Consider the following 16850-nt stretch of genomic DNA (forward strand, 5'->3'; position numbering starts at 1 on the left):
CTCCGGTTGTGACGCGTCGGTTTTATGAGGGTTTCCTCGGCCGACGGACGGAGCGGGTGCCGGACCACGGTAGGCCCGTCTGCACCGTCAGCCAATCTGGTTATCCACAGGCCATGTGGACGACGGCCCCTATGCTGTGGAGAACTCCACGAAACCTGTGCACGACCCGGTGGACAGCGTTGTGAACAAGCCCTCGACTTTTCTTGCGAAGCGTCTCTGACCTGCACTTTCCTCATCCACCGGCTGTGCAGAAGAAAAAGTTGCCCGGTCGGACCAAGATCTCTTCGAACGACGCGCGAGAGGAGACGCGACGCGAGGAGAGGTAAGGGTCACACCGCGACTGGATCTCTTACCTGTGGACGATTAGATTGGTGGTCATGACACAGGCCCCCGCGCCCCCCGAGGCTGTCCGACGGCAGCACGATCGAGAGATCGTCGCACTGGCCGTCCCGGCCTTCGGCGCGCTCGTCGCCGAGCCGCTCTTCGTCATGGCCGACAGCGCGATCGTCGGCCATCTGGGCACCGCCCAACTGGCCGGACTCGGCATCGCCTCCGCGCTTCTCATGACAGCCGTCAGCGTCTTCGTCTTCCTCGCCTACGCCACCACCGCCGCCGTGGCGCGCCGCGTGGGCGCCGGTGACCTGCCGGCAGCCATCCGTCAGGGCATGGACGGCATCTGGCTGGCACTGCTGCTCGGCGCCGCCGTGATCGCGGCCACCCTCCCCACCGCTCCGGCACTGGTGGAACTCTTCGGCGCCTCCGAAACCGCCGCTCCCTACGCGACCACCTATCTGCGCATCTCGGCACTCGGAATCCCGGCCATGCTCGTCGTACTGGCCGCGACCGGCGTCCTGCGTGGACTCCAGGACACAAGGACACCGCTCTACGTCGCCATCGCGGGCTTCGTTGCCAACGCCGCGCTGAACGTCGGCCTCGTCTACGGCGCGGGCCTCGGGATCGCAGGCTCCGCCTGGGGCACCGTGATCGCCCAGTGGGGCATGGCCGTGGTCTACCTCGCCGTGGTGGTCCGCGGAGCCCGGCGTCATGGCGCGTCTCTGCGGCCGGACGCCGCCGGCATCAGAGCCTCCGCCCAGGCCGGGGTTCCCCTGCTGGTCCGTACGCTTTCGCTGCGGACCATTCTGATGATCGCCACTGCCGTGGCCGCCCGTCTCGGGGACGACGACATCGCGGCGCACCAGATCACTCTGGGCTTGTGGAGCCTGCTGGCCTTCGCCCTCGATGCCATCGCCATCGCCGGGCAGGCCATCATCGGACGGTATCTCGGTGCCGACGACGCCCGGGGCGCCCGTGACGCCTGCCGCCGCATGGTCCAGTGGGGCATCGCCGTGGGTGCCGTGCTCGGCCTGCTGGTCGTGATCGCCGGACCTCTGTTCCTGCCGCTCTTCACCAGCGACCCTGCGGTGAAGGAGGCCGCGCTGCCCGCTCTTCTGGTGGTGGCGCTCTCCCAGCCCATCTGCGGCATCGTCTTCGTACTCGACGGTGTGCTGATGGGTGCAGGAGATGGCCCGTATCTCGCCTGGGCGATGGTGCTCACCCTGGCGGTCTTCACTCCGGTGGCCCTGCTGGTGCCGGTTCTCGGCGGCGGTCTGACCGCGGTGTGGGGAGCCATGACGCTGATGATGGCGGTCAGGATGCTGACCCTCTGGCTGCGTGCCCGCTCGGGCCGTTGGATCATCACCGGCGCCACCCGCTGACCGTTTCACGTGAAACCGTCGGCCGCATGAAACGGCCGGCCAGGCAGGACGGGCGTTTCACGTGAAACAAGCAAGTGGAAGGGGCCGCACCCCATGGGATGCGGCCCCTTCTCAGCTCTTCGAGCCAAACGCAGCGATCAGGCCGCGACGACCTCGATGTTGACCTTGGCGGCAACCTCGGGGTGCAGACGCACGGACGTCTCGTGGGCGCCCAGGGTCTTGATCGCCGAGCCGAGCTCGATGCGACGCTTGTCGACCTCGGGGCCACCGGCAGCCTTGATCGCGGAAGCGATGTCGGCCGGGGTGACGGAACCGAAGAGACGACCGGCGTCGCCGGAGCGCACGGCCAGACGGACCTTCACGCCCTCGAGCTGGGCCTTCACAGAGTTGGCCTGCTCGATGGTCTGGATCTCGTGGATCTTGCGAGCACGACGGATCTGCTCGACGTCCTTCTCGCCACCCTTGGTCCAGCGGATAGCAAAATTCCGCGGGATCAGGTAGTTGCGAGCGTAACCGTCCTTGACGTCGACGACGTCGCCGGCGGCACCGAGGCCAGAGACCTCGTGGGTGAGGATGATCTTCATTTGTCGGTCACCCTTCCCTTATCGCGCCTGGGCGGTGTACGGCAGCAGCGCCATCTCACGGCTGTTCTTGACGGCCGTGGCGACGTCACGCTGGTGCTGCGTGCAGTTGCCGGTCACGCGGCGGGCACGGATCTTGCCGCGGTCGGAAATGAACTTCCGCAGCATGTTCGTGTCCTTGTAGTCCACGTACGTGACCTTGTCCTTGCAGAAAGCGCAGACCTTCTTCTTAGGCTTGCGCACAGGCGGCTTCGCCATGGTGTTTCTCCTGTGTGATCAAGAAGTTGGGATACGACCCCACCCTCGACTCGGTCGCGCCCGGAGACCCGGGCCCGACCGGCCTAGAAGGGGGGTTCGTCCGAGTAGCCGCCGCCGGCACCGCTGCTGCTGCCGCCGGAGTTCCCACCCCAGCCGCCGCCACCGCCGCCGCTGCCCTGGTTGCCGCCGGCAGGAGTGCCGGTGGCCCAGGGGTCTTCGGCGGGAGCGCTGCCGCTCTGCTGAGCGCCGCCGGAGTTTCCACCCCAGCCGCCGCCCTGCTGGCCGCCACCGCCACCGCCGCCGTAACCACCCTGGCCGCCCTGGCCACCGCGGCCGGAAGCCTTGGTGACCTTGGCCGTGGCACTGCGCAGGCTGGCGCCGACTTCCTCGACGTCCAGTTCGTAGACCGTGCGCTTGACGCCCTCACGGTCCTCGTAGGACCGCTGCTTCAGCCGGCCCTGCACGATGACGCGCATGCCTCGCTGGAGCGACTCCGCGACGTTCTCCGCCGCCTGACGCCAGACCGAGCAGGTCAGGAACAGGCTCTCGCCGTCCTTCCACTCGTTCGTCTGGCGGTCGAAGGTGCGGGGAGTGGACGCGACACGGAACTTCGCGACCGCCGCACCGGAGGGGGTGAAGCGCAGCTCGGGGTCGTCGACAAGATTGCCGACGACCGTGATGACGGTCTCGCCTGCCATGGGGGAACCTCTCGGCGGGTTTGCTGCTGGCTGCTGGTGCTGCTACTCAGAATCCCGAGATCAGCTGAGCGGGAGAGCTCAGTGGGTCTCGGGACGGAGGACCTTGGTCCGGAGGACCGACTCGTTCAGGTTCATCTGGCGGTCGAGCTCCTTGACGACCGCAGGCTCGGCCTGAAGGTCGATGACCGAGTAGATGCCCTCGGGCTTCTTCTTGATCTCGTACGAGAGACGACGACGGCCCCAGGTGTCGACCTTCTCCACCTTTCCGTTGCCCTCACGGACAACGGAGAGGAAGTTCTCGATCAGCGGGGAGACAGCGCGCTCCTCGAGATCGGGGTCGAGGATGACCATCACTTCGTAGTGACGCATGTGGAACCCACCTCCTTTGGACTCAGCGGCCACGGTCGATCCGTGGCAGGAGGGTTGTGATGCGTACGCAACGGTATCGGCCGCCACTGACATTGGGGGTCGACGTGCGACTTCCCCGCTCTCAGCTGGACGGACTCCCTGGCATGCCAGGGCAGACACCGGTGCAGAGGGTACAGAGTACCTGCACACACGCTTCCGGTTGAAATCCGGCGTGGATGACCGTCAGTCTGTACACGTCGGGTGTGTATGGCGCTACGATGCGCCGCCTTCCGCAGGAGGTGCCACATGGCACAGGCATTGCGACCCAATACCGCCGGATCTCTCTTCGCCACCGACGGCAGAGCCCATCCAATCCAGGACATCCTGCTGGCAGTGACGCTGGTGCTCGGGGTGACGGCCTTCATCACGTCGTTCTTCCACAGCCTTCATCTGCTCAGCTCCTGGGCCGGACTGGTGGGAATCCTGACCGGCGCGTACGGACAGTGGATCTCCGAGACCACCCGTGAGCGCTTCGGTCTGATCCTGGGTCTCGGTGCCGCGGCCTTCGGCTTCTTCATCGGGATGGCCCACGGCGGCCTCTTCGGCGGAGTCTGGTGACCCGACCGGCGCCGGTGCCCGCACCACGGACACCGGCCGCGCCGGAAGACGCGTAGGACACCTACGAACCCGGACGGAACGCCCCGGCCGCACGCAGGCCGGGGCGCAGGTCCCGTACGCCCAGTCAGGCCACTCGCAAGGCGCAGTAGGCTTCGGCGCGAGAGCCGGAGCCCCTGTACCCATGGGGACACACCAGCCCGAGGAGCGCCCGGAATGAGCCTGACCCTGAGGACGATCAGCCGCGAGCAGCATCTGGAATACATCCAGAGCCTGCCGTCGGCGAGCCACATGCAGGTTCCGGCCTGGGCCGGCGTGAAAGCCGAGTGGCGTTCGGAGAGCCTCGGCTGGTTCGACGAGCGGACCGGTGAACTGGTCGGCGCGGGCCTCGTCCTCTACCGCCAGCTGCCCAAGATCAAGCGCTACCTGGCCTACCTGCCCGAGGGCCCGGTCATCAACTGGTACGCGCCGAATCTGACCGAGTGGCTGGAACCGATGCTCGCGCACCTCAAGCAGCAGGGCGCGTTCTCGGTGAAGATGGGCCCGCCGGTGATCATCCGCCGCTGGGAGGCCGTCTCCATCAAGGCCGGCATCCAGAGCCCGGACGTGAAGCGGCTGCGTGACATCGAGGCCGACTTCATCGAGCCGCGCGCCTTCGAGGTGGCCGACAAACTGCGCCGCATGGGCTGGCAGCAGGGCGAGGACGGCGGCGCCGGCTTCGGCGACGTCCAGCCGCGCTACGTCTACCAGGTGCCGCTGGCGAACCGCTCCCTCGAAGAGGTCCACAAGAACTTCAACCAGCTGTGGCGCCGCAACATCAAGAAGGCCGAGAAGGCCGGCGTCGAGGTCGTCCAAGGCGGTTACCACGACCTCGAGGAGTGGCAGCGGCTGTACGAGATCACGGCTCTGCGGGACCACTTCCGGCCGCGCCCGCTCTCGTACTTCCAGCGCATGTGGTCGGCCCTCAACACCGAGGACCCCAACCGCATGCGGCTGTACTTCGCCCGCCACAACGGCGTGAACCTCTCGGCGGCGACGATGCTGATCGTCGGCGGCCACGTCTGGTACTCCTACGGCGCATCCGACAACATCGGCCGTGAGTTCCGGCCCTCGAACGCGATGCAGTGGCGGATGCTGCGCGACGCCTATGCGCTCGGCGCGACCGTCTACGACCTGCGGGGCATCTCCGACTCGCTGGACGAGACCGACCACCTCTTCGGCCTGATCCAGTTCAAGGTCGGCACCGGCGGACAGGCCGCGGAATACCTCGGCGAGTGGGACTTCCCGCTGAACAAGCTGCTCCACAAGGCCCTCGACATCTACATGTCGCGCCGCTGACGTCACGTTCAGTGATTCGATACCTCTGACACCTCTGACGCGTTTCCCCACACCGCAGCCACGAGAAAGGTCCCAGGTCCGGCCATGGCGCTCACCCTCTACGTCGACACCGCGCGCTGGCGGGCGCATCACAAGCACGTGCAGGAGCAGTTCCCGGGACTCGTCCCGGTCTGCAAGGGCAACGGCTACGGCTTCGGACACGACCGGCTGGCCGAGGAGGCCACCCGGTTGGGCTCGGACGTCCTCGCCGTCGGCACGACGTACGAGGCCGCGCGCATCAAGGACTTCTTCGGCGGTGACCTGCTGGTGCTGACGCCCTACCGGCGCGGCGAGGAGCCCGTCCCGCTGCCCGACCGGGTCGTGCGCTCGGTGTCTTCGGTCGACGGCGCGTACGGACTCGTGGGCGCTCGGGTGGTCATCGAGGTGATGTCGTCGATGAAGCGGCACGGCATCAGCGAGCAGGACCTGCCGCAGCTGCACGCCGCCATCGAGAACGTCAGGCTCGAGGGTTTCGCCATCCACCTCCCGCTGGACCGCACCGACGGCTCCGACGCCGTCGAGGAGGTCATCGGCTGGATGGACCGGCTGCGCGCGGCCCGGCTGCCGCTGCACACGATGTTCGTCAGCCACCTCAAGGCAGACGAACTCGCCCGGCTGCGGCAGCAGTTCCCGCAGACCCGCTTCCGCGCCCGTATCGGCACGCGGCTGTGGCTGGGGGACCACGAGGCCACCGAGTACCGCGGTGCCGTCCTCGACGTCACTCGGGTGTCCAAGGGCGACCGCTTCGGCTACCGGCAGCAGAAGGCGGCCTCCGACGGCTTCCTGGTGGTCGTGGCGGGCGGTACGTCGCACGGGGTGGGTCTGGAGGCCCCCAAGGCCCTGCACGGCGTCATGCCGCGCGCCAAGGGCGTCGCCCGGGCGGGCCTCGCCACGGTGAACCGGAACCTCTCCCCGTTCGTCTGGGGCGGCAAGCAGCGCTGGTTCGCCGAGCCGCCGCACATGCAGGTGTCCATCCTGTTCGTGCCCTCGGACGCGCCGGAGCCGCACGTCGGCGACGAACTCGTGGCCCATCTGCGGCACACCACCACACAGTTCGACCGGATCGTGGACCGCTGAGGCGCGAGCGCCGAAGAAACGCGGCAAGGGGAAAGGCCGTACGCGGAATCCGTGTACGGCCTTTCCCGTTGGCCCGCTGCCGGGCTCTGACGCCCTGGTCCGCGCCCTGTTCGCTCAGAGCGAACTGTCGGTGGTGTCCTGTTTGCCCCAGTCCACCTGCGGCCCGTCGAAGTGGGATGCGTGCCGGGGCGGATGCCCCGCCGCGCCGAGCACGAAGACGTCCTCCGCTCCGTCGAGCACTCCGCCCGAGGGGTCGTCGTCGCCCGCCTGCCTCACCACGTCCCGCTCCGGCATGAGGATGTCGCGCACGATCACGCCGCACAGGTAGAGCGTTCCCAGCAGGTGCACGCCGATGGCCCAGTGGTAGCCGTCGGCCGGCAGGCCCTTGTGGGCGTCTCCGCTCATCGTGTACGCGAGGTACATCCAGATGCCCAGGAAGTAGGCGACCTCGCACGCCTGCCAGATCAGGAAGTCCCGCCACTTCGGCCGGGCCAGCACCGCCAGCGGCACCAGCCACAGGACGTACTGCGGCGAGTAGACCTTGTTGGTGAGGATGAAGGCCGCCACGATCAGGAAGGCCAGCTGGGCGAAGCGGGGACGGCGGGGCGCGGTGAGCGCCAGTACGGCGATGCCCGCGGCGCACAGCACGACGAGAAGCGTGGCGAGGGTGTTGACGCTGTCGGTGGTGAGTGGATCGCTGGAGTTCTGCGCCATGATCAGCCAGAAGGAGCCGAAGTCGACACCCCGCTCCTGGCTGAACCGGTAGAACTTCGACCACCCGTCGAAGGCGAAGAGCATGACGGGCAGGTTCACCACCAGCCAGGCGACGACCGCACCGCCCGCGGCCTTGCCGAAGTCCCGCCACTTCCCCGCACGCCAGCAGAGCACGAACAGGGGACCGAGAAGGAAGACGGGATAGAGCTTGGCGGCCGTGGCGAGCCCCAGCAGGACGCCGAAGGCAAGGGACCGGCCCCGCGACCACATGAGCATCGCCGCGGCCGTCAGAGCGACCGCCAGCAAGTCCCAGTTGATGGTCGCGGTCAACGCGAACGCGGGCGCCAGGGCGACCAGCAGGCCGTCCCAGGGGCGCCGGGCGTGCGTCCGGGCCACGCAGACGGCGATGACGGCCGCGCACGCCATCAGCATCCCGGCGTTGACCATCCAGTACCACTGTTCCTGGTCCTGGATGCTGCCGCTGCCCGGTGTCAGCCAGTTGGCCACCTCCATGAACACGCCGGTCAGCACCGGGTACTCGAGGTAGTCCATGTCGCCGGGGAGCTTGTCGAAGTACGGCACGAGCCCGTCGGCGAAACCGCGTCCCTGGTAGAGGTGCGGGATGTCCGAGTAGCAAGCGTGCGTGTACTGGGTGGTGGCGCCGAAGAACCAGCCGCCGTTGTAGCAAGGCGCCTTCTGGATCAGTCCTAGGGCGAACATCCCGATCGCCACGAGCGCGATGATCCGCACGGGAGTCCACCAGGACGTCCCGAGCAGGGCCCGACGGCCGAGGGGACCACCGATCAGCTCACTGCCGGCCGCGGCCACCGGGTCATCGCTGGTCGGCTTCACCGGATCCGGCTCGTGCACGCGCGTCGGCGTCGATTCTGCACTGGGCATGAGCCACATCCTGCCGTACGGACCTAGGAAAACGCCGAGGGCCGCCCCACCTCGTTCGGTGGAGCGGCCCCCGTTTCACGTGAAACATGCGCATGTTTCACGTGAAACACCCAAGCCGGGCGACAGTGCGACTAGCCGCCCGGGCCTCCGAAGAAGCCGTTGCTGGTATTTCCTCTGGTGTCGCTCTCCGTCTCCGTGGCAGTCGCCGACGGGCTGGTCTCTCCAGAGCCGCCGTTCCCGTTCCCGTTGGACGTCCCACCCGTGTCGTCGTCGCAGTCGAAGAAGTTCGAGCAGGTTTCGCTCGCCGAGGGCGAGGGCTCGACCTCCGTCCTACTGGGAGACGGTGACGGCGACGGCGACTCCTCCTCGGTCTCGGTGACCGAAGGCGTCGGAGTCGGAGACGGTTCCGCGTTCACGATCTCGCCGATCGGCTGGGGCTCCGGGAAGTCCTCGGACTTCGTGCCCTTCAGCGCCTCGGCCATGTAGTCGTGCCAGATCTGCGCCGGGAACGAGGCACCGTGGATCTTCTTCTGGCCACCCGTTCCGAACATCTTCAGGAACGTACGGTTCTTGTTCGACTCGTCGTCGTCGTAACGGAACATGCTGACCGCGGTCGACAGCTGCGGGGTGTAGCCCACGAACCAGGCCGACTTGTTGCCGTCGGTGGTGCCGGTCTTGCCGGCCACCTCACGGCCGGGCAGCTGGGCGTTGGTACCGGTGCCCTTCTCGACCACGGTCTTCAGGACGTCCGTGACATTGTCGGCGACCTTCGCGGTGAACGCCTGCTTCGTCTCGGTCTCGTGCGTGAAGATCTGGCCCTTCTCGCTCGTGACCTTCTCCACGGAGTACGGGTCACGCTGCTTGCCGCTGGCGGCGAAGGTGGAGTACGCGCCCGCCATCCGGATCGCACTCGGGTCGGAGATGCCGATCGAGAACGACGGGAAGCCGCTGTTGGTCAGGCTGGACTCCTTCAGACCCGCGCTGGCGGCGGAGTCCTTCACCTTGTCCAGCCCGACGTCCATGCCGAGCTGCACGAAGGCGGAGTTCACCGACTCGCGCATGGCCTCCCTGAGGTCGATCTTGTAGTTGGGCGGACTTCCGAGGGAGACGTTGCCGTCATTGGTCTGAAGCCACTCCTCACCCTTCTCGTTCTTCCAGACCGAACCGTCGTAGTTTTCGATCTTGAGCTTGTTCTTGCCGCTGAACAGGCTCTCGGGCGAGACGATGGTGCGCTCGTCCTGCGCCTGCGACGACCCCAGATCCTCGTCGCGCACACCCCAGGTCATGGCCGCCGCCAGCACGAACGGCTTGAACGTCGAACCGACCTGGGCACCGGTCTGGTCGGCGTTGTCGGTGAAGTGCTTGGTGGCGTCCTCACCGCCGTAGATGGCCCGGATGGCACCGGTGTCCGGTTCCACGGACGCTCCGCCGAACTGGACGTGCGTATCCGTCTCCGGCCGTTCCTTCGGCTTGATGTTGGCCTTCTGGACCTTCTTGACCGACGCCTCGAGCTCGTTGACCTTGTCCTCGTCGAAGGTCGTGTAGATCGAGTAGCCGCCCTGCTGGAGCAGGTCCTGGGTGATCCCGGTCTTCTTGCTGTTGGTGACCAGGTAACCGTTGGCGAGGTCGACGAGGTAGCCGATCTGGCCCTTGAGGTCGGTGTTCGAGCGAGGGTTCTGCCACCTGGGGAGGCTGGTGTACTTGGCCCGCACCGTGGCGTCCAGGTGGCCGTACTCGACCATCTTGTCGAGGGTGTCCTGCATCTGGAGCGTGGCCCGCTTGGTGTTGGCCGCGGGCGTGGCGCCGACCGAGTCGACGGAGGTCGCGCCGGCCGGGTCGTAGTACGTGGCGCCCTTCAGCATGGCGGCCAGGAAGGCGCATTCGCCCGGGTTGAGCTTGATCGCGTCCTTGTTGAAGTAGGCGCGGGAGGCTGCCTGGATTCCGTAGGCGTTGCGCCCGTAGTACGCGGAGTTCAGGTAGCCGGCCATGATCTGGTCCTTGCCGACCTCGGCGCCCACCTTGATGGACACGAAGATCTCCTTGAACTTCCGGGAGATCGTCTGCGACTGGTCGTTCAGCATGGCGTTCTTGACGTACTGCTGGGTGATCGTCGAGCCACCCTGCGTCTGGCCGCCCCGGGCCATGTTGAACACGGCACGGGCGATGCCCTTGGGGTCGATGCCGCTGTCGTCGTAGAAGGTCTTGTTCTCCTGCGAGATCACCGCCCAGCGCATCTCCTCCGGGATCTGCGAGAGGTCGATGTTCTGACGGTTCGTCTCACCACCGGTGGCAACCATCTGGCTGCCGTCCTTCCAGTAGTAGACGTTGTTCTGCGCCGTGGCCGTCTTGGCGACGTCCGGAATGCCCACCATGGCGTATCCGATGCCCGCCACGGCCACCAGACTGCCCACGAAGCCGACGAACAGGCCCGCGACGAGCTTCCAGGAGGGCATCCAGCGCTGCCAGCCGTACTTGCCGGCGCGCGGGTAGTCGATCAGACGCTTGCTGTCGGGCGCCGGTCGCCCTCTGCCCCGTCCGGGGCCGGGCGGGGCTCCGCGACGGCCCGCTGCGGGCTCGGCCGCTCTGCGCCGCCCGCCCGAGTCTCTCTGGGACGCGCGCCGGGCATCGGCCCGGTTGCCGTGCGACTGCTCCTCGCCTCCGGCCCCGTGACCCAACCCGTAGTCGGCAGGAGATCCGGTGGCGCCTCGCGGTGCCGCTCGGCGGCCGGAGGACGGACCGGACTGACCGCGTCGGGCCGCGGCACGTCCGCCTTCCTGCGACTGCGGCGGTTTGCGACGGTGCTCGCTCATCGAACGATTACTCCTCGGGCAGGCGCATCCGTGCGCGCCTGGAAAGGGCGGCTGGTTTCCTGTCCCCCCGAAGTACGGATGCGGTCGGTCGCGCATTCACCCGTACTGCACCGAGGACCTCGACGCCCCCCGGCGTCTCATGGGTCCCGGTGGTGTGCATGGCGCACAGACTACGCACCGCCAAAACCCGCCTAGCCCCGAAGTTCATCCCAAACCAGGCAACTTGCCCTCAATGAATCGGTGATGTGATCCCGTTCACCTTCTTCCCTCTTGTCGCATCCGGAAGGTCGTTCTATCGTCTAGATGTATCGAGTCGATACATCAGCGCGACATAAGGCGGAGAGGAGGCGACGATGAGCCGGCGTGCCGGAATCCTCGAGTTCGCCGTCCTGGGCCTTCTCCGCGAGTCCCCGATGCACGGCTATGAGCTGCGCAAGCGGCTCAATACGTCACTGGGTGTGTTCCGTGCGTTCAGCTACGGCACGCTCTACCCCTGCCTCAAGACGCTGGTCACCAACGGCTGGTTGATCGAGGAGCCGGGAAACACCCACGAAGACGCCCTCGCCGCTCCACTCGCGGGGCGTCGCGCCAAGATCGTCTACCGGTTGACGGCGGAGGGTAAGGAACACTTCGAGGAACTGCTCTCGCAGACGGGTCCCGACGCGTACGAGGACGAACACTTCGCCGCTCGTTTCGCCTTCTTCGGGCAGACGTCGCGCGACGTTCGGATGCGCGTACTCGAGGGCCGCCGCAGCCGGCTGGAGGAGCGTCTCGAGAAGATGCGCGCCTCCCTGGCGCGCACCCGGGAGCGCCTCGACGACTACACGCTTGAGCTCCAGCGCCACGGTATGGAGTCCGTGGAGCGCGAAGTGCGCTGGCTGAACGAGCTCATCGAGAGCGAGCGGGCCGGACGAGACCTGACAGGTCCCTCCGGGGAATCCGCTCAACAGAACAACACATCTGGATCGACGGGCGGCCTGCCCCGTCCCGGGGACACTCCCGGGACGGATCTGCCCGACGAAACCGCCACGTGAGCGCCCGTTCAGGGCATCACTCGTACACACAGGGAGCAACCGGAATGGGTTCGGTTCGCGTAGCCATCGTCGGCGTAGGCAACTGCGCCGCCTCGCTGGTGCAGGGCGTCGAGTACTACAAGGACGCCGACCCGGCGTCCAAGGTCCCGGGTCTGATGCACGTGCAGTTCGGCGACTACCACGTCGGTGACGTCGAGTTCGTCGCCGCCTTCGACGTCGACGCGAAGAAGGTCGGCCTCGACCTCTCGGACGCCATCGGTGCCAGCGAGAACAACACCATCAAGATCTGCGACGTCCCGAACAAGGGCGTCACGGTCCAGCGCGGCCACACCCTGGACGGTCTCGGCAAGTACTACCGCGAGACCATCGAGGAGTCCACCGAGGCCCCGGTCGACATCGTCCAGATCCTCAAGGACAGGCAGGTCGACGTTCTGATCTGCTACCTGCCCGTCGGCTCCGAGAGCGCGGCGAAGTTCTACGCCCAGGCCGCCATCGACGCCAAGGTCGCGTTCGTCAACGCCCTTCCGGTCTTCATCGCCGGCACCAAGGAGTGGGCGGACAAGTTCACCGAGGCGGGCGTCCCGATCGTCGGTGACGACATCAAGTCCCAGGTCGGCGCCACCATCACCCACCGTGTGATGGCGAAGCTGTTCGAGGACCGCGGTGTCCGGCTCGAGCGCACCATGCAGCTCAACGTCGGCGGCAACATGGACTTCAAGAACATGCTGGAGCGCGACCGCCTCGAGTCCAAGAAGATCTCGAAGACGCAGGCCGTCACCTCGCAGATCCCCGACCGCGACATGGGCGAGAAGAACGTCCACATCGGTCCGTCGGACTACGTGGCCTGGCTGGACGACCGCAAGTGGGCGTACGTCCGCCTCGAGGGCCGTGCGTTCGGTGACGTCCCGCTGAACCTCGAGTACAAGCTCGAGGTCTGGGACTCCCCGAACTCCGCGGGTGTCATCATCGACGCCCTGCGCGCCGCGAAGATCGCCAAGGACCGCGGCATCGGCGGCCCGATCCTGTCGGCGTCCTCGTACTTCATGAAGTCCCCGCCGGTCCAGTACTTCGACGACGAGGCCTACGCGAACGTCGAGAAGTTCATCCGCGGTGAGGTCGAGCGCTAACTCGGCGCGTACGGAAAATTCGCTCCTGCCAGGGCTGAGAAGGGTCTCCGGGTCGACCGACCCGGGGACCCTCCCCGTATGTGAGGCTGTGCCCATGGCCGTCGTCCGTGATCTGCGCGTTCTGCTGCGCTTCGGGAACTTCCGGCGGCTGCTCGCGGTGCGGCTGCTCTCCCAGTGCGCGGACGGCGTCTACCAGGTCGCGCTCGCCACCTATGTCGTCTTCTCCCCGGAGAAACAGACCTCGGCGGGCGCGATCGCCTCCGCCATGGCGGTCCTGCTGCTGCCGTACTCCCTCGTCGGCCCCTTCGCCGGTGTCCTGCTGGACCGCTGGCGCCGCCGACAGGTCTTCCTCTACGGCAATCTGCTGCGCGCCCTGCTGGCGTCGGTGACGGCCGTCCTGATGATCAGCCATGTCCCCGACTGGCTTTTCTACGTCTCCGCGTTGTGCGTCACCGCGGTCAACCGCTTCGTCCTCGCCGGCCTTTCGGCAGCTCTGCCGCGCGTCGTCGACGGCGAACGCCTGGTGATGGCCAACTCCCTCTCCCCGACCGCCGGCACTCTGGCCGCGGTCGCGGGGGGCGGTCTCGCCTTCGTCGTCCGGCTGGTGGTGGCGGACTCCGACGCCGCGGTGGTGCTGCTGGGATGCGCGCTGTACCTGTCCGCCGCGCTCGCCTCGCTGGCCATGGCCGCGGATCTGCTCGGACCCGACCGTGATCTGGTTCAGCCCCGGCTGACGAGCGCGCTCAGGGGCACCGCCCGCGGCCTCTCGGCGGGCCTGCGTCACCTGGCCGAGCCCCGACGCAGGGAGGCTGCCTGGGCGCTCGGCTCGATCTCACTGATGCGGTTCTCCTACGGCGCCCTGACCGTCATGGTGCTGATGCTGTGCCGGTACGCCTGGTCGTCCGACCCGGACGACGGGCTGGCCCTGCTGGGGCTGGCCGTAGGAGTCTCCGGCGTGGGCTTCTTCGTCGCCGCGGTGGTCACCCCGCCGGCCGCGGGACGGCTGGGTCCGGCCCGCTGGATCGTCGTCTGTTCCGCGGCCGCGGCGGTCCTGGTGCTCGCCCTCATGCTGCCGTTCGCCCAAGTCACCACGTTCGTCGCGGCCTTCGTGCTGGGGCTGGTAACCCAGGGCGCGAAGATCGCCACCGACACCGTCGTCCAGTCGTCCGTGCAGGACGGCTTCCGCGGCCGGATCTTCTCTCTCTACGACGTCCTGTTCAACGTCGCCTTCGTCGGCGCCGCCGCTGTCGCCGCCCTGATGCTGCCGCCTGACGGACGTTCCGCCCCATTGGTGGTCACGGTCGCCGTTATCTACGGAACAGTTGCTGCCGCTATGGCCCGCTTTGAGCGGCGGCAAGTGTCACATCAATGACACAGACTCCTGGTCCAGCTACAGGGTTGTCAGTGGGGGCCGGTAACTTACGTGAGTCTTACTTCGCGAGTGATTTCGCGCCACACGTCTAAAGTTTTCTAGGGGGACCTCCAAGTGTCGACTCCGCCTCCTCAGGGCCAGAACCCGTTCGCGCAGCAGGGCCAGCAGCCCTACGGCCAGCCGCAGGGCCAGGCGCCGTACCCGCCGCAGCCCGGATACCCGCAGCCGGGCGCCGCTCCCTACGGCGCGGTCCCGCCGGAGCAGCCCCGCCGCAAGGTCAGCTTCAAGCTGATCAAGAACGTCGTCATCGTTCTCGCTGTCATCGGTGTGGGCATCGCCGCCTACATATCCAGCCAGGACGACGCCAACACGGCGGCGGTCGGCGACTGCATGCACCGAGGCAGCAGCAGCGACGACAACCCCGACCTCGAGGTCGTCAAGTGCGACTCCTCGCAGGCGCAGTACATCGTGCTGGCGAAGATCGAGGGCACATACACCGCGCTCACGGCCGACAGCAAGTGCGACGAGAAGGCCAAGGACTTCCAGTACTCGTACACCGAGAGCGGTGACGGCAGTAACTTCCTGCTCTGCCTGAAGGACTACAAGAAGTAGGGCAGTTGCTGAAAGGGGCGGTGTTTCACGTGAAACACCGCCCCTTCGCATGTGCGCCTGTCGCGTCACGGGGGTCATGTTTCACGTGAAACATGACCCCCGTGACGCGGACTCAGTCCTGCTCGGCCCACCACTCCTTGAGCGCCGCCACCGCCGTGTCGTACTCCATCGGCCCGTTCTCCAGGCGCAGTTCCAGCAGGTGCTTGTACGCCTTGCCGATGGCAGGTCCGGGGGCGACGCCCAGGATCTCCATGATCTGGTTGCCGTCGAGGTCGGGACGGATCGCGTCCAGCTCCTCCCGCTCCTTCAGCTGGGAGATGCGCCCTTCCAGCCCGTCGTACGCCCGCGAGAGCGCGGCCGCCCTGCGCTTGTTCCGCGTCGTGCAGTCCGAGCGGGTCAGCTTGTGCAGGCGGTCGAGGAGCGGTCCGGCGTCCCGCACGTAGCGACGCACCGCGGAGTCCGTCCACTCACCGGTGCCATACCCGTGGAAGCGCAGATGGAGTTCGACCAGTCGGGAGACGTCCTTCACCAGCTCGTTGGAGTACTTCAGAGCCGTCATGCGCTTCTTCGTCATCTTCATTCCGACCACCTCGTGGTGGTGGAACGAGACGCGGCCGTCGTTCTCGAAGCGACGGGTACGCGGCTTGCCGATGTCGTGCAGCAGCGCGGCCAGCCGCAGCGTGAGGTCGGGGCCGTTCTCCTCCAGGGCGATCGCCTGCTCGAGGACGATCAGGGTGTGTTCGTAGACGTCCTTGTGCCGGTGGTGCTCGTCACTCTCCAGCCGCAGGGCGGGCAGCTCGGGCAGCACATGGTCGGCGATGCCGGTGTCGACCAGCAGCGCCAGCCCCTTGCGCGGGTGCGCGGACAAGATCAGCTTGTTCAGCTCGTCCCGCACCCGCTCGGCCGAGACGATCTCGATCCGGCCGGCCATCTCCTTCATCGCCGTGACGACCTCGGAGTCGACCTCGAAGTCGAGCTGAGCGGCGAAGCGGGCGGCACGCATCATGCGCAGCGGATCGTCCGAGAAGGACTCCTCCGGCGTACCCGGGGTGCGCAGAACGCGCGCCGCGAGGTCCTCGAGGCCACCGTGCGGGTCGATGAACTCCTTCTCGGGAAGCGCCACGGCCATGGCGTTCACGGTGAAGTCCCGCCGGACGAGGTCCTGCTCGATGGAGTCGCCGTACGACACCTCGGGCTTGCGCGAGGTGCGGTCGTAGGCCTCCGACCGGTAGGTGGTGACCTCGATCTGGAAGCATCGATCAACGTCTCCGACGCGGGCGTCCTTCTGGACCCCGACGGTGCCGAACGCGATCCCGACCTCCCACACGGCGTCCGCCCATGGCCGGACGATCTTCAGGACGTCCTCGGGACGGGCGTCCGTCGTGAAGTCCAGGTCGTTGCCGAGCCGGCCGAGCAGCGCGTCCCGGACCGAGCCGCCGACCAGGGCGAGAGAGAACCCGGCCTCCTGGAAGCGGCGGGCGAGGTCGTCGGCGACAGGGGCGACCCGCAGCAGTTCACTGACCGCGCGGTGCTGCACCTGGCTCAGGACGCTGAGATTGTCTTCGTTGGCGTTCGGCACAACAGAAGAGGGTACGTGGCCCGGCCGACCGGG

Annotated in this window: 15 protein-coding genes; 8 read left to right on the forward strand and 7 right to left on the reverse strand. The window is 67.2% G+C overall.

Going from position 1 to position 16850, the window contains the following annotated elements; translation table 11 throughout:
* Nucleotides 1–377: 377 nt before the first annotated feature.
* On the forward strand, nucleotides 378–1715 hold the full coding sequence (locus tag ACFWBD_RS07620) for an MATE family efflux transporter (RefSeq protein WP_385664044.1): 1338 nt from the start codon (nucleotides 378–380) through the stop codon (nucleotides 1713–1715).
* A 137-nt stretch (nucleotides 1716–1852) separates the two neighbouring features.
* Here the strand turns inward: ACFWBD_RS07620 and rplI are convergent, their stop codons facing one another.
* The 4 genes from rplI to rpsF form a co-directional block, all read right to left on the reverse strand.
* The gene (gene rplI / locus ACFWBD_RS07625; protein WP_020130673.1) at nucleotides 1853–2299 is read right to left on the reverse strand and encodes a 50S ribosomal protein L9; all 447 of its coding nucleotides are present in this window, start codon (nucleotides 2297–2299) and stop codon (nucleotides 1853–1855) included.
* 18 nt (nucleotides 2300–2317) lie between these two features.
* Nucleotides 2318–2554, reverse strand: coding sequence for a 30S ribosomal protein S18 (gene rpsR, locus ACFWBD_RS07630; protein ID WP_020130672.1), 237 nt, complete (start codon nucleotides 2552–2554; stop codon nucleotides 2318–2320).
* Nucleotides 2555–2637: 83 nt separating this feature from the next.
* Nucleotides 2638–3252, reverse strand: coding sequence for a single-stranded DNA-binding protein (locus ACFWBD_RS07635; protein WP_385664048.1), 615 nt, complete (start codon nucleotides 3250–3252; stop codon nucleotides 2638–2640).
* A gap of 78 nt (nucleotides 3253–3330) precedes the next feature.
* A complete protein-coding gene (gene rpsF, locus ACFWBD_RS07640; RefSeq protein ID WP_006604399.1) occupies nucleotides 3331–3621 on the reverse strand; it encodes a 30S ribosomal protein S6 in 291 nt (96 codons plus the stop codon).
* A gap of 285 nt (nucleotides 3622–3906) precedes the next feature.
* On the opposite strand from rpsF, the gene ACFWBD_RS07645 reads away from it, so the two are divergent.
* The 3 genes from ACFWBD_RS07645 (at nucleotide 3907) to ACFWBD_RS07655 (ending at nucleotide 6669) form a co-directional block, all read left to right on the forward strand.
* Complete coding sequence (locus ACFWBD_RS07645) at nucleotides 3907–4218, forward strand: hypothetical protein (RefSeq protein WP_385664050.1); 312 nt, start codon at nucleotides 3907–3909, stop codon at nucleotides 4216–4218.
* Between the two features lie 213 nt (nucleotides 4219–4431).
* A complete protein-coding gene (locus ACFWBD_RS07650; RefSeq protein ID WP_385664053.1) occupies nucleotides 4432–5553 on the forward strand; it encodes a lipid II:glycine glycyltransferase FemX in 1122 nt (373 codons plus the stop codon).
* Between the two features lie 84 nt (nucleotides 5554–5637).
* Nucleotides 5638–6669, forward strand: a complete 1032-nt coding sequence (locus tag ACFWBD_RS07655) for an alanine racemase (protein WP_385664056.1) — start codon at nucleotides 5638–5640, stop codon at nucleotides 6667–6669.
* Between the two features lie 114 nt (nucleotides 6670–6783).
* On the opposite strand, the gene ACFWBD_RS07660 is transcribed toward ACFWBD_RS07655, so the two are convergent.
* Nucleotides 6784–8283 carry a glycosyltransferase family 87 protein gene (locus ACFWBD_RS07660; protein WP_385664059.1) on the reverse strand — a complete coding sequence of 500 codons (1500 nt, stop codon included), beginning with the start codon at nucleotides 8281–8283 and terminating at the stop codon, nucleotides 6784–6786.
* A 131-nt stretch (nucleotides 8284–8414) separates the two neighbouring features.
* Nucleotides 8415–11093 carry a transglycosylase domain-containing protein gene (locus ACFWBD_RS07665; protein WP_385664062.1) on the reverse strand — a complete coding sequence of 893 codons (2679 nt, stop codon included), beginning with the start codon at nucleotides 11091–11093 and terminating at the stop codon, nucleotides 8415–8417.
* Between the two features lie 353 nt (nucleotides 11094–11446).
* Between ACFWBD_RS07665 and ACFWBD_RS07670 the strand changes: the two genes are divergently transcribed.
* The 4 genes from ACFWBD_RS07670 to ACFWBD_RS07685 all read left to right on the forward strand — a co-directional run bounded on the left by ACFWBD_RS07670 (nucleotide 11447) and on the right by ACFWBD_RS07685 (nucleotide 15238).
* Nucleotides 11447–12127 carry a helix-turn-helix transcriptional regulator gene (locus ACFWBD_RS07670; protein ID WP_385664064.1) on the forward strand — a complete coding sequence of 227 codons (681 nt, stop codon included), beginning with the start codon at nucleotides 11447–11449 and terminating at the stop codon, nucleotides 12125–12127.
* Nucleotides 12128–12171: 44 nt separating this feature from the next.
* Nucleotides 12172–13254 carry an inositol-3-phosphate synthase gene (locus tag ACFWBD_RS07675; RefSeq protein WP_385555553.1) on the forward strand — a complete coding sequence of 361 codons (1083 nt, stop codon included), beginning with the start codon at nucleotides 12172–12174 and terminating at the stop codon, nucleotides 13252–13254.
* Between the two features lie 94 nt (nucleotides 13255–13348).
* Nucleotides 13349–14626, forward strand: a complete 1278-nt coding sequence (locus tag ACFWBD_RS07680; protein WP_385664067.1) for an MFS transporter — start codon at nucleotides 13349–13351, stop codon at nucleotides 14624–14626.
* A 114-nt stretch (nucleotides 14627–14740) separates the two neighbouring features.
* The gene (locus ACFWBD_RS07685; protein ID WP_385664069.1) at nucleotides 14741–15238 is read left to right on the forward strand and encodes a hypothetical protein; all 498 of its coding nucleotides are present in this window, start codon (nucleotides 14741–14743) and stop codon (nucleotides 15236–15238) included.
* A gap of 112 nt (nucleotides 15239–15350) precedes the next feature.
* Here ACFWBD_RS07685 and ACFWBD_RS07690 read toward each other — a convergent pair whose 3' ends face one another.
* Nucleotides 15351–16817 carry a CCA tRNA nucleotidyltransferase gene (locus tag ACFWBD_RS07690; RefSeq protein WP_385664072.1) on the reverse strand — a complete coding sequence of 489 codons (1467 nt, stop codon included), beginning with the start codon at nucleotides 16815–16817 and terminating at the stop codon, nucleotides 15351–15353.
* Between the last annotated feature and the right edge of the window lie 33 nt (nucleotides 16818–16850).

Source organism: Streptomyces sp. NPDC060002 (assembly GCF_042737245.1).
Taxonomy (GTDB): Bacteria; Actinomycetota; Actinomycetes; order Streptomycetales; family Streptomycetaceae; genus Streptomyces.

Coding starts and splice junctions, on each gene's coding strand:
- ACFWBD_RS07620 (WP_385664044.1), top strand. CDS start 378: ATGACACAGGCCCCCGCGCCCCCCGAGGCTGTCCGACGGCAGCACGAT.
- rplI (WP_020130673.1), bottom strand. CDS start 2,299: ATGAAGATCATCCTCACCCACGAGGTCTCTGGCCTCGGTGCCGCCGGC.
- rpsR (WP_020130672.1), bottom strand. CDS start 2,554: ATGGCGAAGCCGCCTGTGCGCAAGCCTAAGAAGAAGGTCTGCGCTTTC.
- ACFWBD_RS07635 (WP_385664048.1), bottom strand. CDS start 3,252: ATGGCAGGCGAGACCGTCATCACGGTCGTCGGCAATCTTGTCGACGAC.
- rpsF (WP_006604399.1), bottom strand. CDS start 3,621: ATGCGTCACTACGAAGTGATGGTCATCCTCGACCCCGATCTCGAGGAG.
- ACFWBD_RS07645 (WP_385664050.1), top strand. CDS start 3,907: ATGGCACAGGCATTGCGACCCAATACCGCCGGATCTCTCTTCGCCACC.
- ACFWBD_RS07650 (WP_385664053.1), top strand. CDS start 4,432: ATGAGCCTGACCCTGAGGACGATCAGCCGCGAGCAGCATCTGGAATAC.
- ACFWBD_RS07655 (WP_385664056.1), top strand. CDS start 5,638: ATGGCGCTCACCCTCTACGTCGACACCGCGCGCTGGCGGGCGCATCAC.
- ACFWBD_RS07660 (WP_385664059.1), bottom strand. CDS start 8,283: ATGCCCAGTGCAGAATCGACGCCGACGCGCGTGCACGAGCCGGATCCG.
- ACFWBD_RS07665 (WP_385664062.1), bottom strand. CDS start 11,093: ATGAGCGAGCACCGTCGCAAACCGCCGCAGTCGCAGGAAGGCGGACGT.
- ACFWBD_RS07670 (WP_385664064.1), top strand. CDS start 11,447: ATGAGCCGGCGTGCCGGAATCCTCGAGTTCGCCGTCCTGGGCCTTCTC.
- ACFWBD_RS07675 (WP_385555553.1), top strand. CDS start 12,172: ATGGGTTCGGTTCGCGTAGCCATCGTCGGCGTAGGCAACTGCGCCGCC.
- ACFWBD_RS07680 (WP_385664067.1), top strand. CDS start 13,349: ATGGCCGTCGTCCGTGATCTGCGCGTTCTGCTGCGCTTCGGGAACTTC.